Genomic DNA, 15312 nt, shown 5'->3' on the forward strand with positions numbered 1-15312 from the left:
ACAGGCCATGGGGTCACGGGGACCCTGCCGTGGACTCCTCGTCCGCCGGCGCGGCACGCCGCAGCAGCTCCACGACCTCCTGATCGGTGGTGGGGAAGAAGTCGCGATACCAGACGCCGATCGCGTGGAAGTAGTCCGGCGTCTCCAGGCAGACCACCTCGTCGGCGTCCTCCCGCAGGCTTCTGATCGTCTCCGGCGCGCCGACGGGCACTGCCAGGATCACGTGCGAGGCTCCGCGCGCACGCGCGACCTGGCAGGCGGCGCGGGCCGTCCCCCCTGTGGCGACCCCGTCGTCCACCACGATCACCGTCCGGTCTCTCAGCTCCAGCGGGAGCCGTTCGCCGCGGAAGCGGCGCGCGCGTCGCCCCAGCTCGGCCCGCTCGCGTTCCTCCACCCGGGTCATCTCCGCCTCGGTGAGCGCCGCCAGCCGTACGACATTGCGGTTGATGACGATCACTCCGCCCTCGCCGACGGCGCCGAACCCCAGTTCGGGCTGGTACGGCACCCCGAGCTTGCGGACGACGATCACATCCAGTGGGGCTCCAAGCGCCTGGGCCACTTCGAACGCCACAGGCACCCCGCCCCTGGGGAGTCCCAGAACAACCGCGTTCGCCGGGTCGGTGATCCCCCGCATCCGCTCGGCAAGACGCAGCCCCGCGTCATGACGGTCAAGGAACACTCCGCCCACCCCCTCGCAGGCTCGGTGCCGGAACACCCCTGAGCGCCGCGGACGCCGGATGACGATCGACGGCGCCTGCGCGCGCTTCGGGTCCTTTGCCGTCGGAGTGGCACGCCATGTGATCATCAGTTCAATGCCCATGGGCCCGCCGACTCATCTGCCAGTTTTCCGCCGCGAGTCCGGCCGGGGCAGGGCCGAAAGGCCCGAGGGCAGGGATGACCGGCAGTCCCCCGCACGGTGTACGAGCCCGCGCGCCGCTTCGTTTGGTCCAGCCGACCGGCTTTACCCTCTCCGCAGGACAATTCGGGCATCATCAACTCATGGTCATCTTGAACCAGAAAAGCGGCCACATATGGGCGAGTCGGAGTATTCACTAAAAATGGCGGGGTATCGCTGAGTGAGTAAGACCCTACGTCAAGAAAGGTCAGCGATGCGAAACTTCACACGCATTGGCTTCATTGCCGCCTCGGCGGCGTTCCTGTCGATTGCGGCGCAGTCTGCTGCTTCTGCCCAGGGCAACCCTGTGGCGGAAGGGGCACTGAAGATGGCTGCCCAGGGCAACCCCATCGTGGAAAAGTACGTTCCACAGCTGCAAAAGGAGCCCACGAATACGGAGAAGGCCATGGGGAAGGCGACGGACGCGGCATCAGACGCGGAAAACACCGCGGCGGCAGCGGGTTTCTAGGCAACTAGCGCTAGCTTGAGTTTGCCCGTTTTATATAGATACGCCAAGCCCGCAGCAGTATCCTTTGCGGGATGATCCAACGCCCGCCCTCCTTCCTTCGGTCGGAGGGCGGGCGTTGTCATTCAGCTGATCGTGAAGCTGTCCAGGTCAGGCGCGTTCGCTGTGTCGTTGAAGAACTTCAGGGTGTTGATGCCTGCGTTCAGCGGCACCGTGACGGTCGTCGTGGTGGGCGAGTCCCAGGTGGTGCCGGTGAGCGCCGCCGTGACGGCCGGGCCGCCGTTGACGCTCACGGAGAACGACCGGGTTCCGCTCACCTCTCCGGCGATCGTCAACTGCCTCTCCCCCGCTGCGGAGGCCGCGAGGTTGACGTTGAACGTCGCGTAGTTGGAGGTGTTGTTGCCGATGAAGCGCACCTTCGCGCCGCCCGAACAGCCCGGGCAGACGTCGGCCCTGGCGGACCCGCTCAGCACGCCGCTCTCCCCTTCGACCGAGATCGGCAGGGTGGCACCGCCATCGGCGCCGTCCTCCGCGATCGGCTTCCCATGCCGGACATAGTGGTTGCCGACCCACGCTTCGTCGATGCGGAGCCGCTTGTACCTGGTGGTGTCGGTGGAAGCCGCGTAGGTGCTGAGCACCCGCAGGCGGACGTGACGGGCGGTGGTGTGGGGCAGGTCGATGATCTCCACGCCACGCTGGCTGGGCAGCGTGCCGATCTTGACGGGAGCGCCCCAGTTGACGCCGTCGTCGCTCGCGTACACCTCGTAGTCGCGGATGCGGGCCGACTGCTCGGTCGCCGACCGCGCGTAGCTGACGGAGTCCTCACGCTGGTTGAGCCCGATGTACCGCACCCGGTCGGCGTTGCCGAGATCGAAGTCGAGCGAGACCGGCAGCGTCTTGTTGTTGTCCCAGTACGTCAGGTAGTCGCCGTCACCGGCCGCCGCGGCGTCGTGGCCGTTCGCGGACGCGCTCGCCGTGACCGTGACACCGGGGTACGGCTTGGCACGCCCGTTCGACGTGACCTTGAGGACCGTGTCGTACGGATCCCATTCGGAGATCCCGGTGATGGCGAGAGTGCCGTTCGACTGGGAGAACTTCAGCTTGGCGCCGGTGCGCAGGTTGGTCACACTCTTGATCTTGTAGCCGTTGTCGCCCAGCTTCAGAGTGGTGGTCCCGGTGGGCGGCGTCACCACGTGGATGTAGTGGAGGTTCGGGTCCGTACGGCTGATCGTGGTGACACCGTGGGCGCCGTCGTTCCAGCCGCCCGGCTCGAGCCCGCCGTACATGTATCCGCCGCCCTCGACCCCGTTCAGCGACTCCCAGATCTGGTCGAGGTAGTCGTCGGCGAAGTTGTTGAAGGCCTCCTGCTTGGGCGGGAAGTGGCCGTTGACCATGGCCTGCTCGTCCATGAGCGCCTTGACCGAAGATCCGACGTTGGTGATCAGCCGGCCCAGCGAGACCTTGTAGTCGACGGACGGGTCGACCCCGTCGTACCACCAGTTGCCGGTCGTGGGGAGCTTGAAGTCGGCCTCGGTGAGCCGCGGCTGTGCCGTGTAGACCGCCTGGGGGTAGTCGTACGACGGCGTCATGCCGGTCTTCTGCTCGTTGCTGATCATGTCCATTTCTGGAGTGTCTTCGTTGTTGTTGCTCAGCGTGTAGTTCGGCCGCAGCTGGTGGATCTGCTCGTACAGGTGATTTCTCTCCCAGTACGCGTTGTCGTTGTCGATCCAGAACCCACCGAGGTCGGGATAGCGGTCCATGACCTCGAAGAAGTTGTCGTAGCTGAACTCGCCGAACCCGTCGCGGGTGGTGATGTCGACGTCATGGCCCTTGTAGGCCGAGTACGCGGCCGAGTCGAGCCAGTCACCGGACGTCAGGCCCTGCGTGTGCCACTGCGGGTCATCGGTCATGTACAGGACGATCTTCATGCCTCGCGGCTTGGCCGCGTCGATCAGCTCACCGAGGAAGTCCCGCTTGGTGCTGCAGCTGCCCGGGATGGCGGACGGCCACGGGCGGGCGTAGCCGAGCCGGCTGTGGAAGGTGGCGAGCACGATGTACTGCGTGTGCAGCTTCTGCGCCTCGTCGAGCCAGTAGTCGGGCGTCCATCCGCCGTTGGTGACGTCCGCCTCCCACTGGGCGCAATCGGTGTGCTGGGGCGCCGTGCGCTCACCCCAGTGCAGGAAGAGACCTCCGACCGCATTGCGGAGGAACTCCTGACGGGGATTGAACAGGTCCGCGCGGGCGGGACTGATCATGATCACATTGAGGACCAGGGCGACGACCACGGCGGCCGCGGCGGCGACCCTGCGACGCCGGGGTCTCGCTGCTCTGGTCCCCTGTTCGGACGGGGGGTTGACCATGTGAACTCCTTGGAGATGCGGCACGACTGCCCGTTCCCGTGAGCGCTCACGGGAGGGTTTTCACGTACGCCTTCCGGGTCGGGACATCGGCCGCGCTGTTGCCCCGGCAGCCGCGCCGTGAGCGCTCACGGCGGGACTCCCGAGACCGCAAAGATTGGATCTCTGGACTGTGATCCCACACAACGAGACACGTTGTCAACGGGGTGCCCGCAGCGGCCGCTCACCGGTACTGCGGCCCGGGCGGCACCGAGGCGGCTCGCAGACAAGTGCCACCCACCGTCGAATGTGGGCAAATAGCCAAAAACGAGAGGCCGATCATCGTGGCGACGGCGAATTCGCCCTCACAATCGCAAAGGGCCAGTAGTGAGAAAGCATCACAAGCCGCGCGAAGCGAACATCATTCAGCCAGACCGGTTAGTCGATAGATCGGATGTCTGGTGGATCCGCAATATGACGGCCCGGATATTCATGAGGGGCCGGCCGTACGCGTCATCGGCCGAAAGCCGGCCCATGCCGAAACGATTCCCTGAAGGGCTCGGCATTCGAAACCGGCAGCGGACACCGGGAGGCCTGTTCGGGACAGACTCCCAGGTCCGGGAGGTTCACGACGAGGCCGCGGTGGGATGAGTCAGTGCCGCGAGGTGGGACGCATACACCCGGAATTTTCAGCAATGTACTTGAACCGTGCTCATGGCGGAATTGCCGTCTCGCGCCGCTGGGCGGGCGTTCGTATGGGTGGCCGGGTCGGGCGTTCAAGCCCCCGCGGGATATCCGATCTCAGCCAGATCCTCCTCGAGACCGGCCAGTCGATCGAATCTTTGTTGGACGCGTGATCGGCTCTGCCAGGATTGCCGCATGTCTGACCGAACGGTGGCCGACCGATCAGTCGAACTGCCTCCCTCCGGATGGGGCCGGAGATCCGCCGTCGCTCCGGTGACGCCCTGGACGTTCGGCCTCATCGTCATCCTCCTGATCCTCGGCCAGTTCCTTCTCGTCCCCCTGCTGACGGCACCGGCTCTACAGACCTGGGCGACGGTTTTCGTCGCCATCTGCGTGCAGGCCCTGCCGTTCCTGGTTTTCGGCGTCCTGCTGTCGGCCGCGATCACCGCGTTCGTGCCGCCGTCGTTCTGGGCGAAGGCTCTCCCCCGTCATCCGTACGCGGCGGTTCCGGTGGCCGGGGCGGCGGGCGCGGTCCTTCCCGGCTGCGAGTGCGCGTCGGTGCCGGTGGCATCCGGCCTGATGGCCCGGGGCGTGACCCCGGCGGCCGCGCTGGCCTTCCTCCTGGCCTCGCCCGCGATCAACCCGGTGGTCCTGGTGGCCACGGCCGTGGCCTTCCCGCAGCAGCCACTCATGGTCGTCTCACGGTTCGGCGCCTCGCTCATCGTGGCGGTGCTGGCCGGCTGGATCTGGCTCCGCCTCGGCAGGTCCGACTGGTTGCGCATCCCCTCACGTCCGCCGGCCTCCGGCTCAGCCTGGGTGGCCTTCCGCGACGCGATGCGTCACGACCTGCTCCACGCGGGCGGATTCCTCGTGGTGGGCGGCCTGACCGCGGCCACGCTGAACGTCATGGTGCCGCGCACCTGGCTCACCACGGTGGCCGGCGTGCCCGTGCTGTCGGTGATCGCCCTGGGCCTGCTCGCCGTCCTGCTGTCGATCTGCTCGGAAGCCGACGCGTTCGTGGCGGCGTCGCTCACCGCGTTCTCCCCCACCGCCAAACTGGCGTTCCTGGTGGTGGGCCCGATGGTGGACCTGAAACTCATCGCCCTGCAGATCGGCACCTTCGGACGGGCGTTCGCCGCCCGATTCGTCCCGCTGACGTTCGCGCTGGGCATCGTGACGAGCATCGCCGTGGGAGAGGTCCTCCTGTGAACCGCATGTCGCAAAGCCTCATCCTCACGCTCCTCGGCGGGGCCGTCCTGCGCATCACCGTCCTGTCCACGACGTACACGGACTACGTCAAGCCGGGATTCCGGCCGTTCCTGATCGCGGCCGGGGTGGTCGTGCTGGCTCTGGGAGTGATCGGCCTGGTCCAAGAGTGGCGTGAGGGTGGCCACCGCGACGGCCCCCACGATGACGGGGCACACCCTGACGGCGCCCACGGGCATGATCACTCGCGGGTGCCCCGCGTGGCCTGGTTGCTGTGCCTGCCCGTGTTCGCCATCTTCTTGATCGCCCCCGCCCCGCTGGGCGCCTTCGCGGCCCGCTCGGAGGAGGCCCCGGCCCGCCCGCCCGTCCAGCCCGCCGAGGCGTACGTCCCACTTGCCGCCGACAAGGTCACCCCCATGGCGATCGGCGAGTTCATCGGCCGGGCCTGGAGCGATCACAAACGCACGCTCAGCGGCAAGAAGGTGACGCTCACCGGCTTCGTGGTCCGCTCCGCCAAGAAGGACCGGTGGTACGTCGCGCGCATGCAGATGAGCTGCTGCGCCGCCGACGCCATCGCGCTGAAGGTCGCCGTCCTCGGCGCCGAGCGCCCGCCGGACGACACCTGGGTCGAGGTCACGGGCACCTGGATCGCCCCCAAGTCCGGCAAGATCCCGAACGGCACGGCGGCCCCTGAGCTGGCAGCCGACGGGGTCGCCGAGATCCCGCAACCGATCGAGCCATACGAGTGATCGCCGGCGCATGAGCGATCCGGGGCGTCCGGCTTCCACCCGTCACCCACTATCGGAATAAGATGACACAAAGCTGACAATCTTGGTCAAGAGGCGAACCATGAGGGTGCCTGTTGCGCGTCGCATGCGACTGGCCAATGGGAGAGGCGGACTGACCCGGCGCACAGTCGTCGCGAGCATCCTGCTCTTGATCTTCATCGGTGGCGCCTTCGCCGCTCTGACCCTGGCGATCGCCGGCCTACGCGAGGCGATGAATCTCCAGAAATCTTCCGGAGAGGCGTTGCAAAGCGCGTACTACGTCGAGAAGCTCGTCATCGATCTTGAAACCGGTCAGCGCGGATTCATCATCACCGGAGACGAACGTTTCCTCCAGCCGTGGTACAACGCTCGCGCCGCCCTCCCCCAGCAGACCGCGACCCTGCAACAGCGGGCAGCCACCCGCCACGCCAGCCAGGGAGAGCAGGCCCGCCGGCTCACGCAGACCATCGACTCCTATATCCGGGACTACTCGGTCCCGACCGTGGAGGCCGCCCGGCAAGATCCGGCATCCACGCGCACTGTCGCGGTGACAGAAGAAGGAAAACACCGCCTAGATGGGATTCGCAATCAGTTCCACCACTTTGTGGCTTCCGAGCGGAAACTTCTCGTGGAGCACCAGGAACGTGCCACGGCGGCCGGTCGCTGGGCCACCGTCGGGGCGGCCGCCGGCGTCGCGGTATCGGCCCTGCTCATCCTCGCCTTCAACGGCTACGTGATCCGATCCATCGTCCGGCCTGTTCGTCGCGCGTCCGTCATGGCCTGCGACCTCGCCGACGGTGACCTGAGCGTGCGAATGCCCGCGACCGAGGAGGGCGAGATCGGCGACCTCCAACGCGCGCTCAACACCATGGCGAGCTCTCTGGAGGCCGGCCGCGCCGAACTGGCCGCCTCCCGTGCCCGGGTCGTCGCGGCCGCCGACGAGTCCCGCCGCCGAATCGAGCGTGATCTGCACGACGGTACGCAGCAGCGCCTCGTCTCGCTTGCGCTCCTCCTACGAAGGGCGGAAGAGGCCGTGCCCAGCGGACAGGACGAGCTCAAAAAGCAGCTGTCTCGCACGACCGACGATCTCGCCGACATCATCGAGGAGTTACACGAGCTCTCGCGGGGCATCCACCCGGCGATTCTCTCGAAAGGGGGCCTCGCACCCTCCCTCAGGGCCCTCGCGCGCCGCTCCGCCGTACCGGTCGAACTCAACGTCGGCGCCTGGACCCGCCTGGCAGAACGCATCGAGGTGACCGCCTACTACGTCGTATCGGAGGCGCTGACCAACGCGGCCAAGCACGCGCGCGCCTCGACGGTGCATGTCGACCTCACGGTGGAGGATTCCGCCCTCCGTCTCTCGGTTCGCGACGACGGCGTCGGAGGAGCCGATCCTCGACAGGGATCGGGGCTCATCGGCCTCATGGACCGGGTCGAGGCCATCGGCGGCAGCATCCACGTCGAAAGCCCCGCGGGGAAGGGCACGTCGCTGTTCGTCACGATCCCTCTCACCGACGACCGGCCGATCACACCGGGTGACGCCTGATCTCCCCGCCCCTTCCGGTGATCCACTGCCGTCCTCGCTCTCCGTAATCATACACAGTGTTTAGATATGTTGTATTGTCTTGGTCTGTCCGGTTGCTCCCAGGGCGTCCCGGGCGGAGCGAACGTGTATGCGACCGCCGCGCGTCGGCGCCGGCGAAGCACGAAAGGAGAGAAGACTTGCTGGAGAACGCGAACCGCCCCACATTCCTCCTGGTGCACGGAGGCCATCACGGGCCGTGGGTGTGGGAGAGGCTGCAACATGTGCTTGACGCCGACGGCTGGGAATCGCAGACGGTGACCCTGCCCAGTGCGGTGCACGATGATTCGCCGGCAGAGCCGCTGCCGGGCATGTACGACGATGCCCGCGTCATCGGCGAGGCGCTCGACGGGATCACCGGCCCCGTCATCGTGGTGGCCCATTCGTACGGCGGTGTGCCGGCCACCGAGGCCGTCGCCACGGCCTCCAACGTCGCGCACGTCGTGTACGTCGCCGCCTACATGCTGGACGTCGGCGAGGGGATGTTCCAGACCCACGGTGTTCCGGTGCCGGACTCCCTGGCCGGCCTGCGCCCTGCGGAGAACCCGGACCTCAACCTGCCCGCCGCCTTCTACGACGGAGACCCGGCGAATCCGGAGACCGCTGCCGCGGCTGCCCGGCTGGTTCCGCAGACCCCACGCGCCGACTTCGAGACGGTGACGCGCGCGGGCTGGAAGTCGGTGCCCAACAGCTACGTCATCCCGGACGGCGATGTATCCATCACCGGAACCGTGGCCGAGCAGATGGCGGCACGTGCCGATACGGTCTACCGATGCCCCGGACACCACGCGCCCTTCTACTCGAACCCACGCGAGTTCGCGGAGATTCTTGTGAAGATCGCCACGAATGTGGACCCGGCCAGGCCAACTGGCTGAACGGAACGCAGGGGTCCTGAATCAGGCACACCCGCCCGCTTTTCCTGGAACGAGACCATGAGATCCGTAACCCGACGTCAGGCCGCCCACCACGACAAGCGCTCGGCCGCGACCGAAGCACAGTTGCTGTCGGCCGTAGAAAGGCTCCTCAACAACGGGGAGTCCTTCACGGAGATCAGCGTCCAGCGCATTCTGGAGGAGGCCGGCGTCTCCCGGGCCACCTTCTACGCGCACTTCCAGGGGAAGTCGGACATCCTGGCACGCCTCGCGGAAAACCTGAGGACCGGCCTGCTGGCGCTGGCCAGGCAATGGGATCCCGGAGCCGGTGAGGACGGTGCGGAACGGTACGCCCGGTTCTTCGAAGAAGTGATAACCATCCACCGGGCCAACCGCATCGTGCTGTCCGCCGTCCGCGAGGTCGCCTCCTACGATCCGGCCGTACGGAACTTCTACACAGCCGACCTCGAGGAATTCGACGAGGCCGTGCTCAGGACGCTGGTGGCCGAGCAGGAAGCCGGCACCACACCGTCCGACCTCGACGCCGTGGCGGCCAGCCGGATCATCGTCTGGGGCGGCTCCCAGGCGATCGCGCGTCACATCAGCGTCGACGACGGGAGCGGCGATGCCGCATTCGCCCGCGAACTCGGACAGATCTGGTGGTACGGCGCCTACCGCCGCCCCGCCAGTGCGACACACCCAGGCGGACCGGCTGAGCCGGAACCGCGACCGAAGGAGAGAACCACATGAAGGCAGCAGCCCCGGGCCTTCCCACCCACCCGCTCGCCGGCCGGACTGCGCTGGTCACCGGCGGCGGGCGAGGCATCGGAGCGAGCGTGGCCGCCCTCCTGGCCCGCTCCGGCGCACGGCTGGCCCTGGTGGGACGCGATGAGAAGTCGCTCGCCGCCGTCGCGCGCACCCTGTCCGGAGATGCCGGGGACACGGTGACCATACCCGCCGATCTCTCACGGCCTGAGGCCCCGGCAGAAGTCATGGACATCGCCATCCGGAGACTCGGCCGCGTGGACGTCCTGGTGAACTGCGCGGGTGCCGAGAACTTCACCCCGAGTCACGAGCTGACGCCTCAGGAGGCCGACGCCCTCTGGGCGCTCAACTGCCGGGCCCCGCTCCTTCTGGGAGGAAGGGCGGCCGCACACATGGCCGCCAACGGCGGCGGCAGCATCGTCAACATCTCCTCCGTCGTCGGCAGCGAGCGCAGCATGCCCAACCAGAGTCTCTACGCGGCCACCAAAGGCGGAGTCGACGCCGTCACCCGCTCGCTCGCGGCGGGTTGGGGACCCAAGGGCGTGCGCGTCAACGCGGTGCGCCCCGCCGTGACCCGCTCTGACATGTCCGCCGCGATCTTCGCTGATTCCCAGTGGGAGAAGGCCTTGAGCGCCCAGTACGCGTTGGGTCGTCTGGGTGAGCCGGAGGACATCGCGCAGGCGGTGCTCTTCTTCGCGACGGACGCGAGTTCGTACGTGACCGGACAGACCCTGAGCGTCGACGGGGGTTGGATCTCCACCCTCGTGCACTGAAGCGAGAGGGCGGGCCCGCGCCGGCTGCCGGCCGTACAACGGTCTTCGGCCGCATGGCGAAGCGGGACTGCGGCGGCACCGCCTCACGGGCGTGCGCCTAACCTGATCATCGATGGCGGCCCCGCTGGGGCAGCCTCGGAAAGAACCACGTTCAGGGACGAGATGGGAACCGGAGTCGTGCACACACACCCGACCGCCGAACGAGATGCGATGCCCGATGCGACCGTCGTGCTGACCGGCGCGACGACCGGGATCGGCCGTGCCACCGCGCTGTCCATCGCCGACCGGGCCGGCCACCTGATCCTCCATGGCCTGGAGCAGGAGCACGAGATCGCGGACGTGCTTGATGCGGTGCGGGCAGCGATGCGTCCCGATGCGCGGCTGACGTACTTCGCTGCCGACTACGGCGATCTCGCCGACGTCACGCGGCTCGCCGTACGGATCCGCGAGGCGACCGAGCGGATCGACATCCTCATCAACAACGCCGCAAGGCCCGGCCCGCCCACTCGTACGATCAGCAGGGCCGGAAACGAGATCACCTTCCAGACCAACTACCTGGCTCCCGTCCTCTTGACGACCAGGCTCATCGACCTGATCGGCGACGGCTCACGCGGGCGGATCGTCAACGTCGCCTCCGCCACGCACCTTTCTGCGACGCTGTTCCTGGACGACCTCGACCTGGCCCGTCATGCATACTCGCCGTCGACCGCGTATGCGCATTCAAAGCTCGCGCTGGTCGCCTACTCCTGCTGGTTGGCCGCCCACCGGCCCAGCCGGTCGATCGACGTCGTCAGCATGCATCCGGGCGTGATCGCGACCCGGCTCCTGCACGCCATGTTCTCCATCGCCGGCGACCGGCCTGAACACGCGGCGGCCAACATCCGGTACGTCGCCATGCGCCGCGACGACAACGGCGTCTACTACGACGAGCGGACCCCCGAGCCGCCCAATCCGCAGGCGTCCGATGAGGCGACGCAGGACCGCCTGCACGACATCACGCTCCGCGCCCTCCACGACCAATTCTGATCCCGCGACGCCGGTGAGCCGCAGGGCAGGGGCAATGGTCAGACGTGCACACTCCCGACGACGGACAGCAGGCGGAGCTTCTCGTGGCTCTCGCTGCCCGGAGTCGCCGTGTAGACGACCAGCGCCTGCGACTGGTCAGGGTCGATCAGGGTCTGGCAGTGCAGTTCGAGCAGGCCGACCTCGGGGTGCTGAACACGTTTGGGCGGGCAGTACGGGCCCGTCACCGGGTGCTCGCGCCAGATCGCGGCGAATTCCGGGCTCTCGGCGAGCAGGGCGTCGACGATCGTGGCCGCGCGGGAGTCGGTGTTGTCACGCGTGTACATCCGGTGCAGATTCGCCGCGATCAGCCGGCTGTGGGCCGAGTGGTCCTCCTCCGGATAGATCGACCGTGCTGCCGGGTCGGTGAACCACCGGTAGTGAGCGCTGCGCGCGAGACCGGTGTGCGCGCTCTGGTCGCCCACGAGGGCCTTCGCCAGCCGGGTCTGCTTCAGCGTCTCACCGAGATAGGTCACGACCTCGGCGGCGGCGTCCTCGAGCCCGTCGAAGATGCGCATCATGCCCGGCTTGATGTGGTCGGTCCGCAGGACCCGCTGAGGAGTGGCATGACCCGCGAGACGGAACAGGTGGTCGCGTTCCTCGAGTGAGAGGCGCAGTCCGCGGGCGAGAGCAGCCAGCATCTGCTCCGACGGGTGCGGCCCGCGCTGTTGTTCCAGCCTGCTGTAGTAGTCGACCGACATGTCGGACAACACGGCGACCTCCTCGCGGCGCAGACCGCCGGTGCGCCGCCGTCCACCGCGCGGGAGTCCCACGTCCTCGGGCTGCAGCGCCTCCCGGCGGGCGCGCAGGAAATCGGCCAGTCGGGCCCGGTCCACGGCTCCACTCCCCTCTCCGAGGTCTGCCGCACTGTGGTTGACAACGTTTCCCGGTCAGGGGCGCTTCCCATGGTGTCCCGCACCGGCCGGCCGTATCCATGCACTCCCGATCCTGGGATCGGCGTCCGCCCAGGCCGAGCGGATCCAGGGATGAGGAGAACATTCCTGCGGTCGTCCCCCGCTGCCACGGTGGCCACATGAGTACACGAACGCTGAACACGCACTGGATCGCGGGCGAGGCCGTCGCCGGGTCCGGGGACATGATCGACGTGGTCGACCCGGCGACCGATGAGGTCGTCTCCCAGGTGCCGTCGGGCACCGCCGCCGACGTCGACCGGGCCGTCGCCGCCGCGACGGCGGCCTTCCCGGGCTGGGCTGCCACCGATCCGGCCGAACGTGCCGAGATCGTCCGCCGCATCTCCGAGGGACTGGAACGCCGGGCCGAGGAGATCGCCACCACGATCACCCGAGAGATGGGGGCTCCCATCTCCCTTTCCCGGTTCGCGCAGGCGGCCTTCCCTGTCAAGGTGGCCGCGTCCTTCGCCGCGCTCGCCTCCGACTTCGCCTGGACGGAGCAGATCGGAAACTCGCTGGTGGTGCGGGAGCCGATCGGCGTCGTCGGCGCCATCACGCCGTGGAACTTCCCCCTGCAGCAGGTCGTCTCGAAGGTCGCGCCCGCCCTGGTCGCGGGTGACACCGTGGTCCTCAAGCCGTCGGAGATGGCGCCGCTGACGGCGGGGATCCTCGCCGAGGTGGCCGCCGAGGCGGGACTGCCCGCGGGTGTCTTCAACGTCGTCCACGGCACGGGCCCGGTGGTCGGCGAGGCGATCGCGGCGCATCGCGGGGTCGACATGGTGTCGTTCACCGGCTCGACCCGGGCGGGCAGGCGGGTCGCCGCCGTCGCCGCGGAGACCGTCAAGCGGGTGGCGCTGGAGCTCGGAGGCAAGTCCGCCAACGTGATCCTCGACGACGCCGACCTCGCCCATGCCGTACGGCACGGCCTGGGCATCGCCTTCGCCAACGGCGGCCAGGTCTGCGGCGCGTGGCCGCGGATGATTGTGCCCGCGTCGCGTCAGGACGAGGTGATCGAGCTCGCCGTGGCCGCCGCCGCCGAATACACCGTCGGCGATCCGTCCGACGAGGCCACCCGCATCGGCCCGATGGCCTCGGAGGCGCAGCGCGACCGGGTCAACGGTTACATCGAGCGAGGCGTCGCCGACGGCGCCAGGCTCGTGTTCGGCGGACCGGGAAGGCCCGACGGCCTGCGCAAGGGCGCCTACGTCCGGCCGACGATCTTCGCCGACGTCGCACCGGACTCGGTGATCGCCCAGGAGGAGATCTTCGGGCCGGTCCTGACGATCATTCCGTACGTCGACGACGACCACGCCGTCGAGATCGCCAACAGCACCATGTACGGGCTCACCGGCGGCGTGTTCGGCAGTGCGGACCGTGCGCTCGCGATCGCCCGGCGGATGCGCACGGGGCAGGTCGACATCAACGGAGCCGAGTGGAACCCGCTTGCGCCGTTCGGCGGATACAAGCAGTCGGGCAACGGCCGTGAGTTCGGCCGCCACGGCCTCGAAGAGTTCCTCGAGACCAAGTCGATCCAGCGCTGACCCTCTCGTGGGACCTCGGCCTCAGCGCCGGTCGATGTGCCGTCCGCGCCGATCCAGGCGCGGACGGCATGCCCGCCCTCAGAGGAGTCAGGCGCACAGTGAATAGCCTGGTCGAGAAGGTGAGGAACCGTGATGACCGAACGCAATCAGGACGCCACGTTCTCCCCGTCAGAACAGGCCGCCATTCGGGAGCTGCTGGACGCCGACCGCCGGATGACCGCGGCCCGGATCGCCATGCTGGGCCGTGACCGGGACGAGATCGTCGAATCGTCCGCCCTGACGGCGCCCGACGACGAGCACGACCCGGAGGGGACGTCCACGGCCTTCGAGCGCGCCCACGTGCAATCCCTCCTCGACCAGGCTCTGGCGCACCTCGCCGATCTGGACGTCGCCTTCGAACGGCTGTGCGATGGCACCTACGGGATCTGCGAGAGGTGCGGACAGCGCATCCCCGTCGAGCGCCTGATGGCTCTCCCGGCCGCCAGGACCTGTGTCACCTGCGCCTCCGGCCGCCGCTGACACGACGGCCCGGACCGCGATCTCCAGCCGGTCGGGTCAGCCGAGGAAGTCCCTGATCAGTCGAGTCACTTCGTCCAGGGCGCTCTCCAGAAGGAAGTGGCCACCGTCGAGAAGGTGGATCTGGGCGTCGGGAAGGTCGTCGGCGAAGGCGTGGGCGCCGGCGGGACCGAAGATTCCGTCGTTCTTGCCCCAGACGGCGAGCAGAGGCGTCTGACGCTCACGCAGGTACGCGTGGAGACGCGGGTAGAGCGGAGGATTCGTGGCGTAGTCCAGGAACAGGGCCAGCTGGACGCGGTCGTTGCCGGGGCGGGACACCAGGGCGAAGTCGTGATGCCACGTGTCGGGGCTGACGAGGGTCTCGTCCGGCACGCCGGAGACGTACTGCCACTTGATCGCGTCGAGGGTGAGCGCCTGGCTGACGACCCGCTCGGTTTCGGGGGTCTGCTCCCGGTGGTAGTCCCAGATGTCCGTCCAGAAACTCTGGACGAAGCCGGCCTCGTAGCCGTTGCCGTTCTGCGTGATGATCGCCGTGATCGCGTCCGGATCGTTCAGGGCGAGCCGCCAGCCGATCGGAGCGCCGTAGTCCTGGACGTAGACGGCGTAGCGGGAGACGCCTAGCTGGTCCAGCAGGCCCGCGGTCAGTTCGGTGAGCGCGTCGAAGGTGTAGCCGAACTCCTCCACGGGCGGGGCGTCGGACAGCCCGAACCCCAGGTGATCGGGGGCGATGACGTGGTAGCGGTCGGCCAGTGCCGGGATGAGTTCACGGAACATGAACGAGCTGGTCGGAAAGCCGTGCAGCAGCACGAGCACGGGCGCGTCCGCCGGTCCGGCCTCCCGGTAGAACAGCCGCCTGCCCTGCACGATCGCGTATCGGTGATGGACGCTCGCCATTGCTAACCCCTTAAGTCGGCTTGGTTGGTTAGACTGAACCAG

The 15312-nt window shown here is 68.0% G+C and carries 14 protein-coding genes; 10 read left to right on the plus strand and 4 right to left on the minus strand.

The window, feature by feature from the left end; all coding sequences use genetic code 11:
• Window positions 1–13 precede the first annotated feature (13 nt).
• Window positions 14–805: a phosphoribosyltransferase gene (locus Pth03_RS13365; protein WP_203944548.1), complete on the minus strand. Its 792-nt coding sequence runs from the start codon at window positions 803–805 to the stop codon at window positions 14–16.
• 304 nt (window positions 806–1109) lie between these two features.
• Between Pth03_RS13365 and Pth03_RS13370 the strand changes: the two genes are divergently transcribed.
• Window positions 1110–1364 (plus strand): hypothetical protein, encoded by a 255-nt coding sequence (locus tag Pth03_RS13370; protein WP_203944549.1) that lies wholly within the window; start codon window positions 1110–1112, stop codon window positions 1362–1364.
• Window positions 1365–1486: 122 nt separating this feature from the next.
• On the opposite strand, the gene Pth03_RS13375 is transcribed toward Pth03_RS13370, so the two are convergent.
• Entirely contained in the window at window positions 1487–3721 is a 2235-nt protein-coding gene (locus Pth03_RS13375; protein WP_203944550.1) for a discoidin domain-containing protein, read from the minus strand.
• 855 nt (window positions 3722–4576) lie between these two features.
• Here Pth03_RS13375 and Pth03_RS13380 point away from each other — a divergent pair.
• From Pth03_RS13380 to Pth03_RS13410, 7 genes are all read left to right on the plus strand, one after another.
• Complete coding sequence (locus Pth03_RS13380; RefSeq protein WP_203944551.1) at window positions 4577–5590, plus strand: permease; 1014 nt, start codon at window positions 4577–4579, stop codon at window positions 5588–5590.
• A gap of 5 nt (window positions 5591–5595) precedes the next feature.
• On the plus strand, window positions 5596–6336 hold the full coding sequence (locus Pth03_RS13385; protein WP_203944552.1) for a TIGR03943 family putative permease subunit: 741 nt from the start codon (window positions 5596–5598) through the stop codon (window positions 6334–6336).
• 187 nt (window positions 6337–6523) lie between these two features.
• On the plus strand, window positions 6524–7900 hold the full coding sequence (locus Pth03_RS13390) for a CHASE3 domain-containing protein (RefSeq protein ID WP_203944553.1): 1377 nt from the start codon (window positions 6524–6526) through the stop codon (window positions 7898–7900).
• Between the two features lie 176 nt (window positions 7901–8076).
• Window positions 8077–8811 (plus strand): alpha/beta fold hydrolase, encoded by a 735-nt coding sequence (locus tag Pth03_RS13395; protein ID WP_203944554.1) that lies wholly within the window; start codon window positions 8077–8079, stop codon window positions 8809–8811.
• Between the two features lie 57 nt (window positions 8812–8868).
• The gene (locus tag Pth03_RS13400) at window positions 8869–9558 is read left to right on the plus strand and encodes a TetR/AcrR family transcriptional regulator (protein WP_203944555.1); all 690 of its coding nucleotides are present in this window, start codon (window positions 8869–8871) and stop codon (window positions 9556–9558) included.
• Window positions 9555–10346 carry an SDR family NAD(P)-dependent oxidoreductase gene (locus tag Pth03_RS13405; protein ID WP_203944556.1) on the plus strand — a complete coding sequence of 264 codons (792 nt, stop codon included), beginning with the start codon at window positions 9555–9557 and terminating at the stop codon, window positions 10344–10346. Before Pth03_RS13400 ends, Pth03_RS13405 begins: the two co-directional genes overlap by 4 nt.
• Window positions 10347–10556: 210 nt before the next feature.
• The gene (locus Pth03_RS13410; RefSeq protein WP_203944557.1) at window positions 10557–11372 is read left to right on the plus strand and encodes an SDR family NAD(P)-dependent oxidoreductase; all 816 of its coding nucleotides are present in this window, start codon (window positions 10557–10559) and stop codon (window positions 11370–11372) included.
• Between the two features lie 38 nt (window positions 11373–11410).
• On the opposite strand, the gene Pth03_RS13415 is transcribed toward Pth03_RS13410, so the two are convergent.
• Entirely contained in the window at window positions 11411–12244 is an 834-nt protein-coding gene (locus tag Pth03_RS13415; protein ID WP_203944558.1) for a helix-turn-helix transcriptional regulator, read from the minus strand.
• 197 nt (window positions 12245–12441) lie between these two features.
• Here Pth03_RS13415 and Pth03_RS13420 point away from each other — a divergent pair, with 197 nt between their 5' ends.
• Together Pth03_RS13420 and Pth03_RS13425 are read left to right on the plus strand one after the other, a co-directional pair.
• Window positions 12442–13860, plus strand: a complete 1419-nt coding sequence (locus Pth03_RS13420) for an aldehyde dehydrogenase family protein (protein ID WP_203944559.1) — start codon at window positions 12442–12444, stop codon at window positions 13858–13860.
• 132 nt (window positions 13861–13992) lie between these two features.
• Complete coding sequence (locus tag Pth03_RS13425) at window positions 13993–14379, plus strand: TraR/DksA family transcriptional regulator (protein WP_203944560.1); 387 nt, start codon at window positions 13993–13995, stop codon at window positions 14377–14379.
• Between the two features lie 36 nt (window positions 14380–14415).
• Here the strand turns inward: Pth03_RS13425 and Pth03_RS13430 are convergent, their stop codons facing one another.
• Entirely contained in the window at window positions 14416–15270 is an 855-nt protein-coding gene (locus Pth03_RS13430; RefSeq protein WP_203944561.1) for an alpha/beta fold hydrolase, read from the minus strand.
• Window positions 15271–15312: the final 42 nt, after the last annotated feature.

The organism is Planotetraspora thailandica (assembly GCF_016863335.1).
GTDB classification, from domain to species: Bacteria; Actinomycetota; Actinomycetes; order Streptosporangiales; family Streptosporangiaceae; genus Planotetraspora; species Planotetraspora thailandica.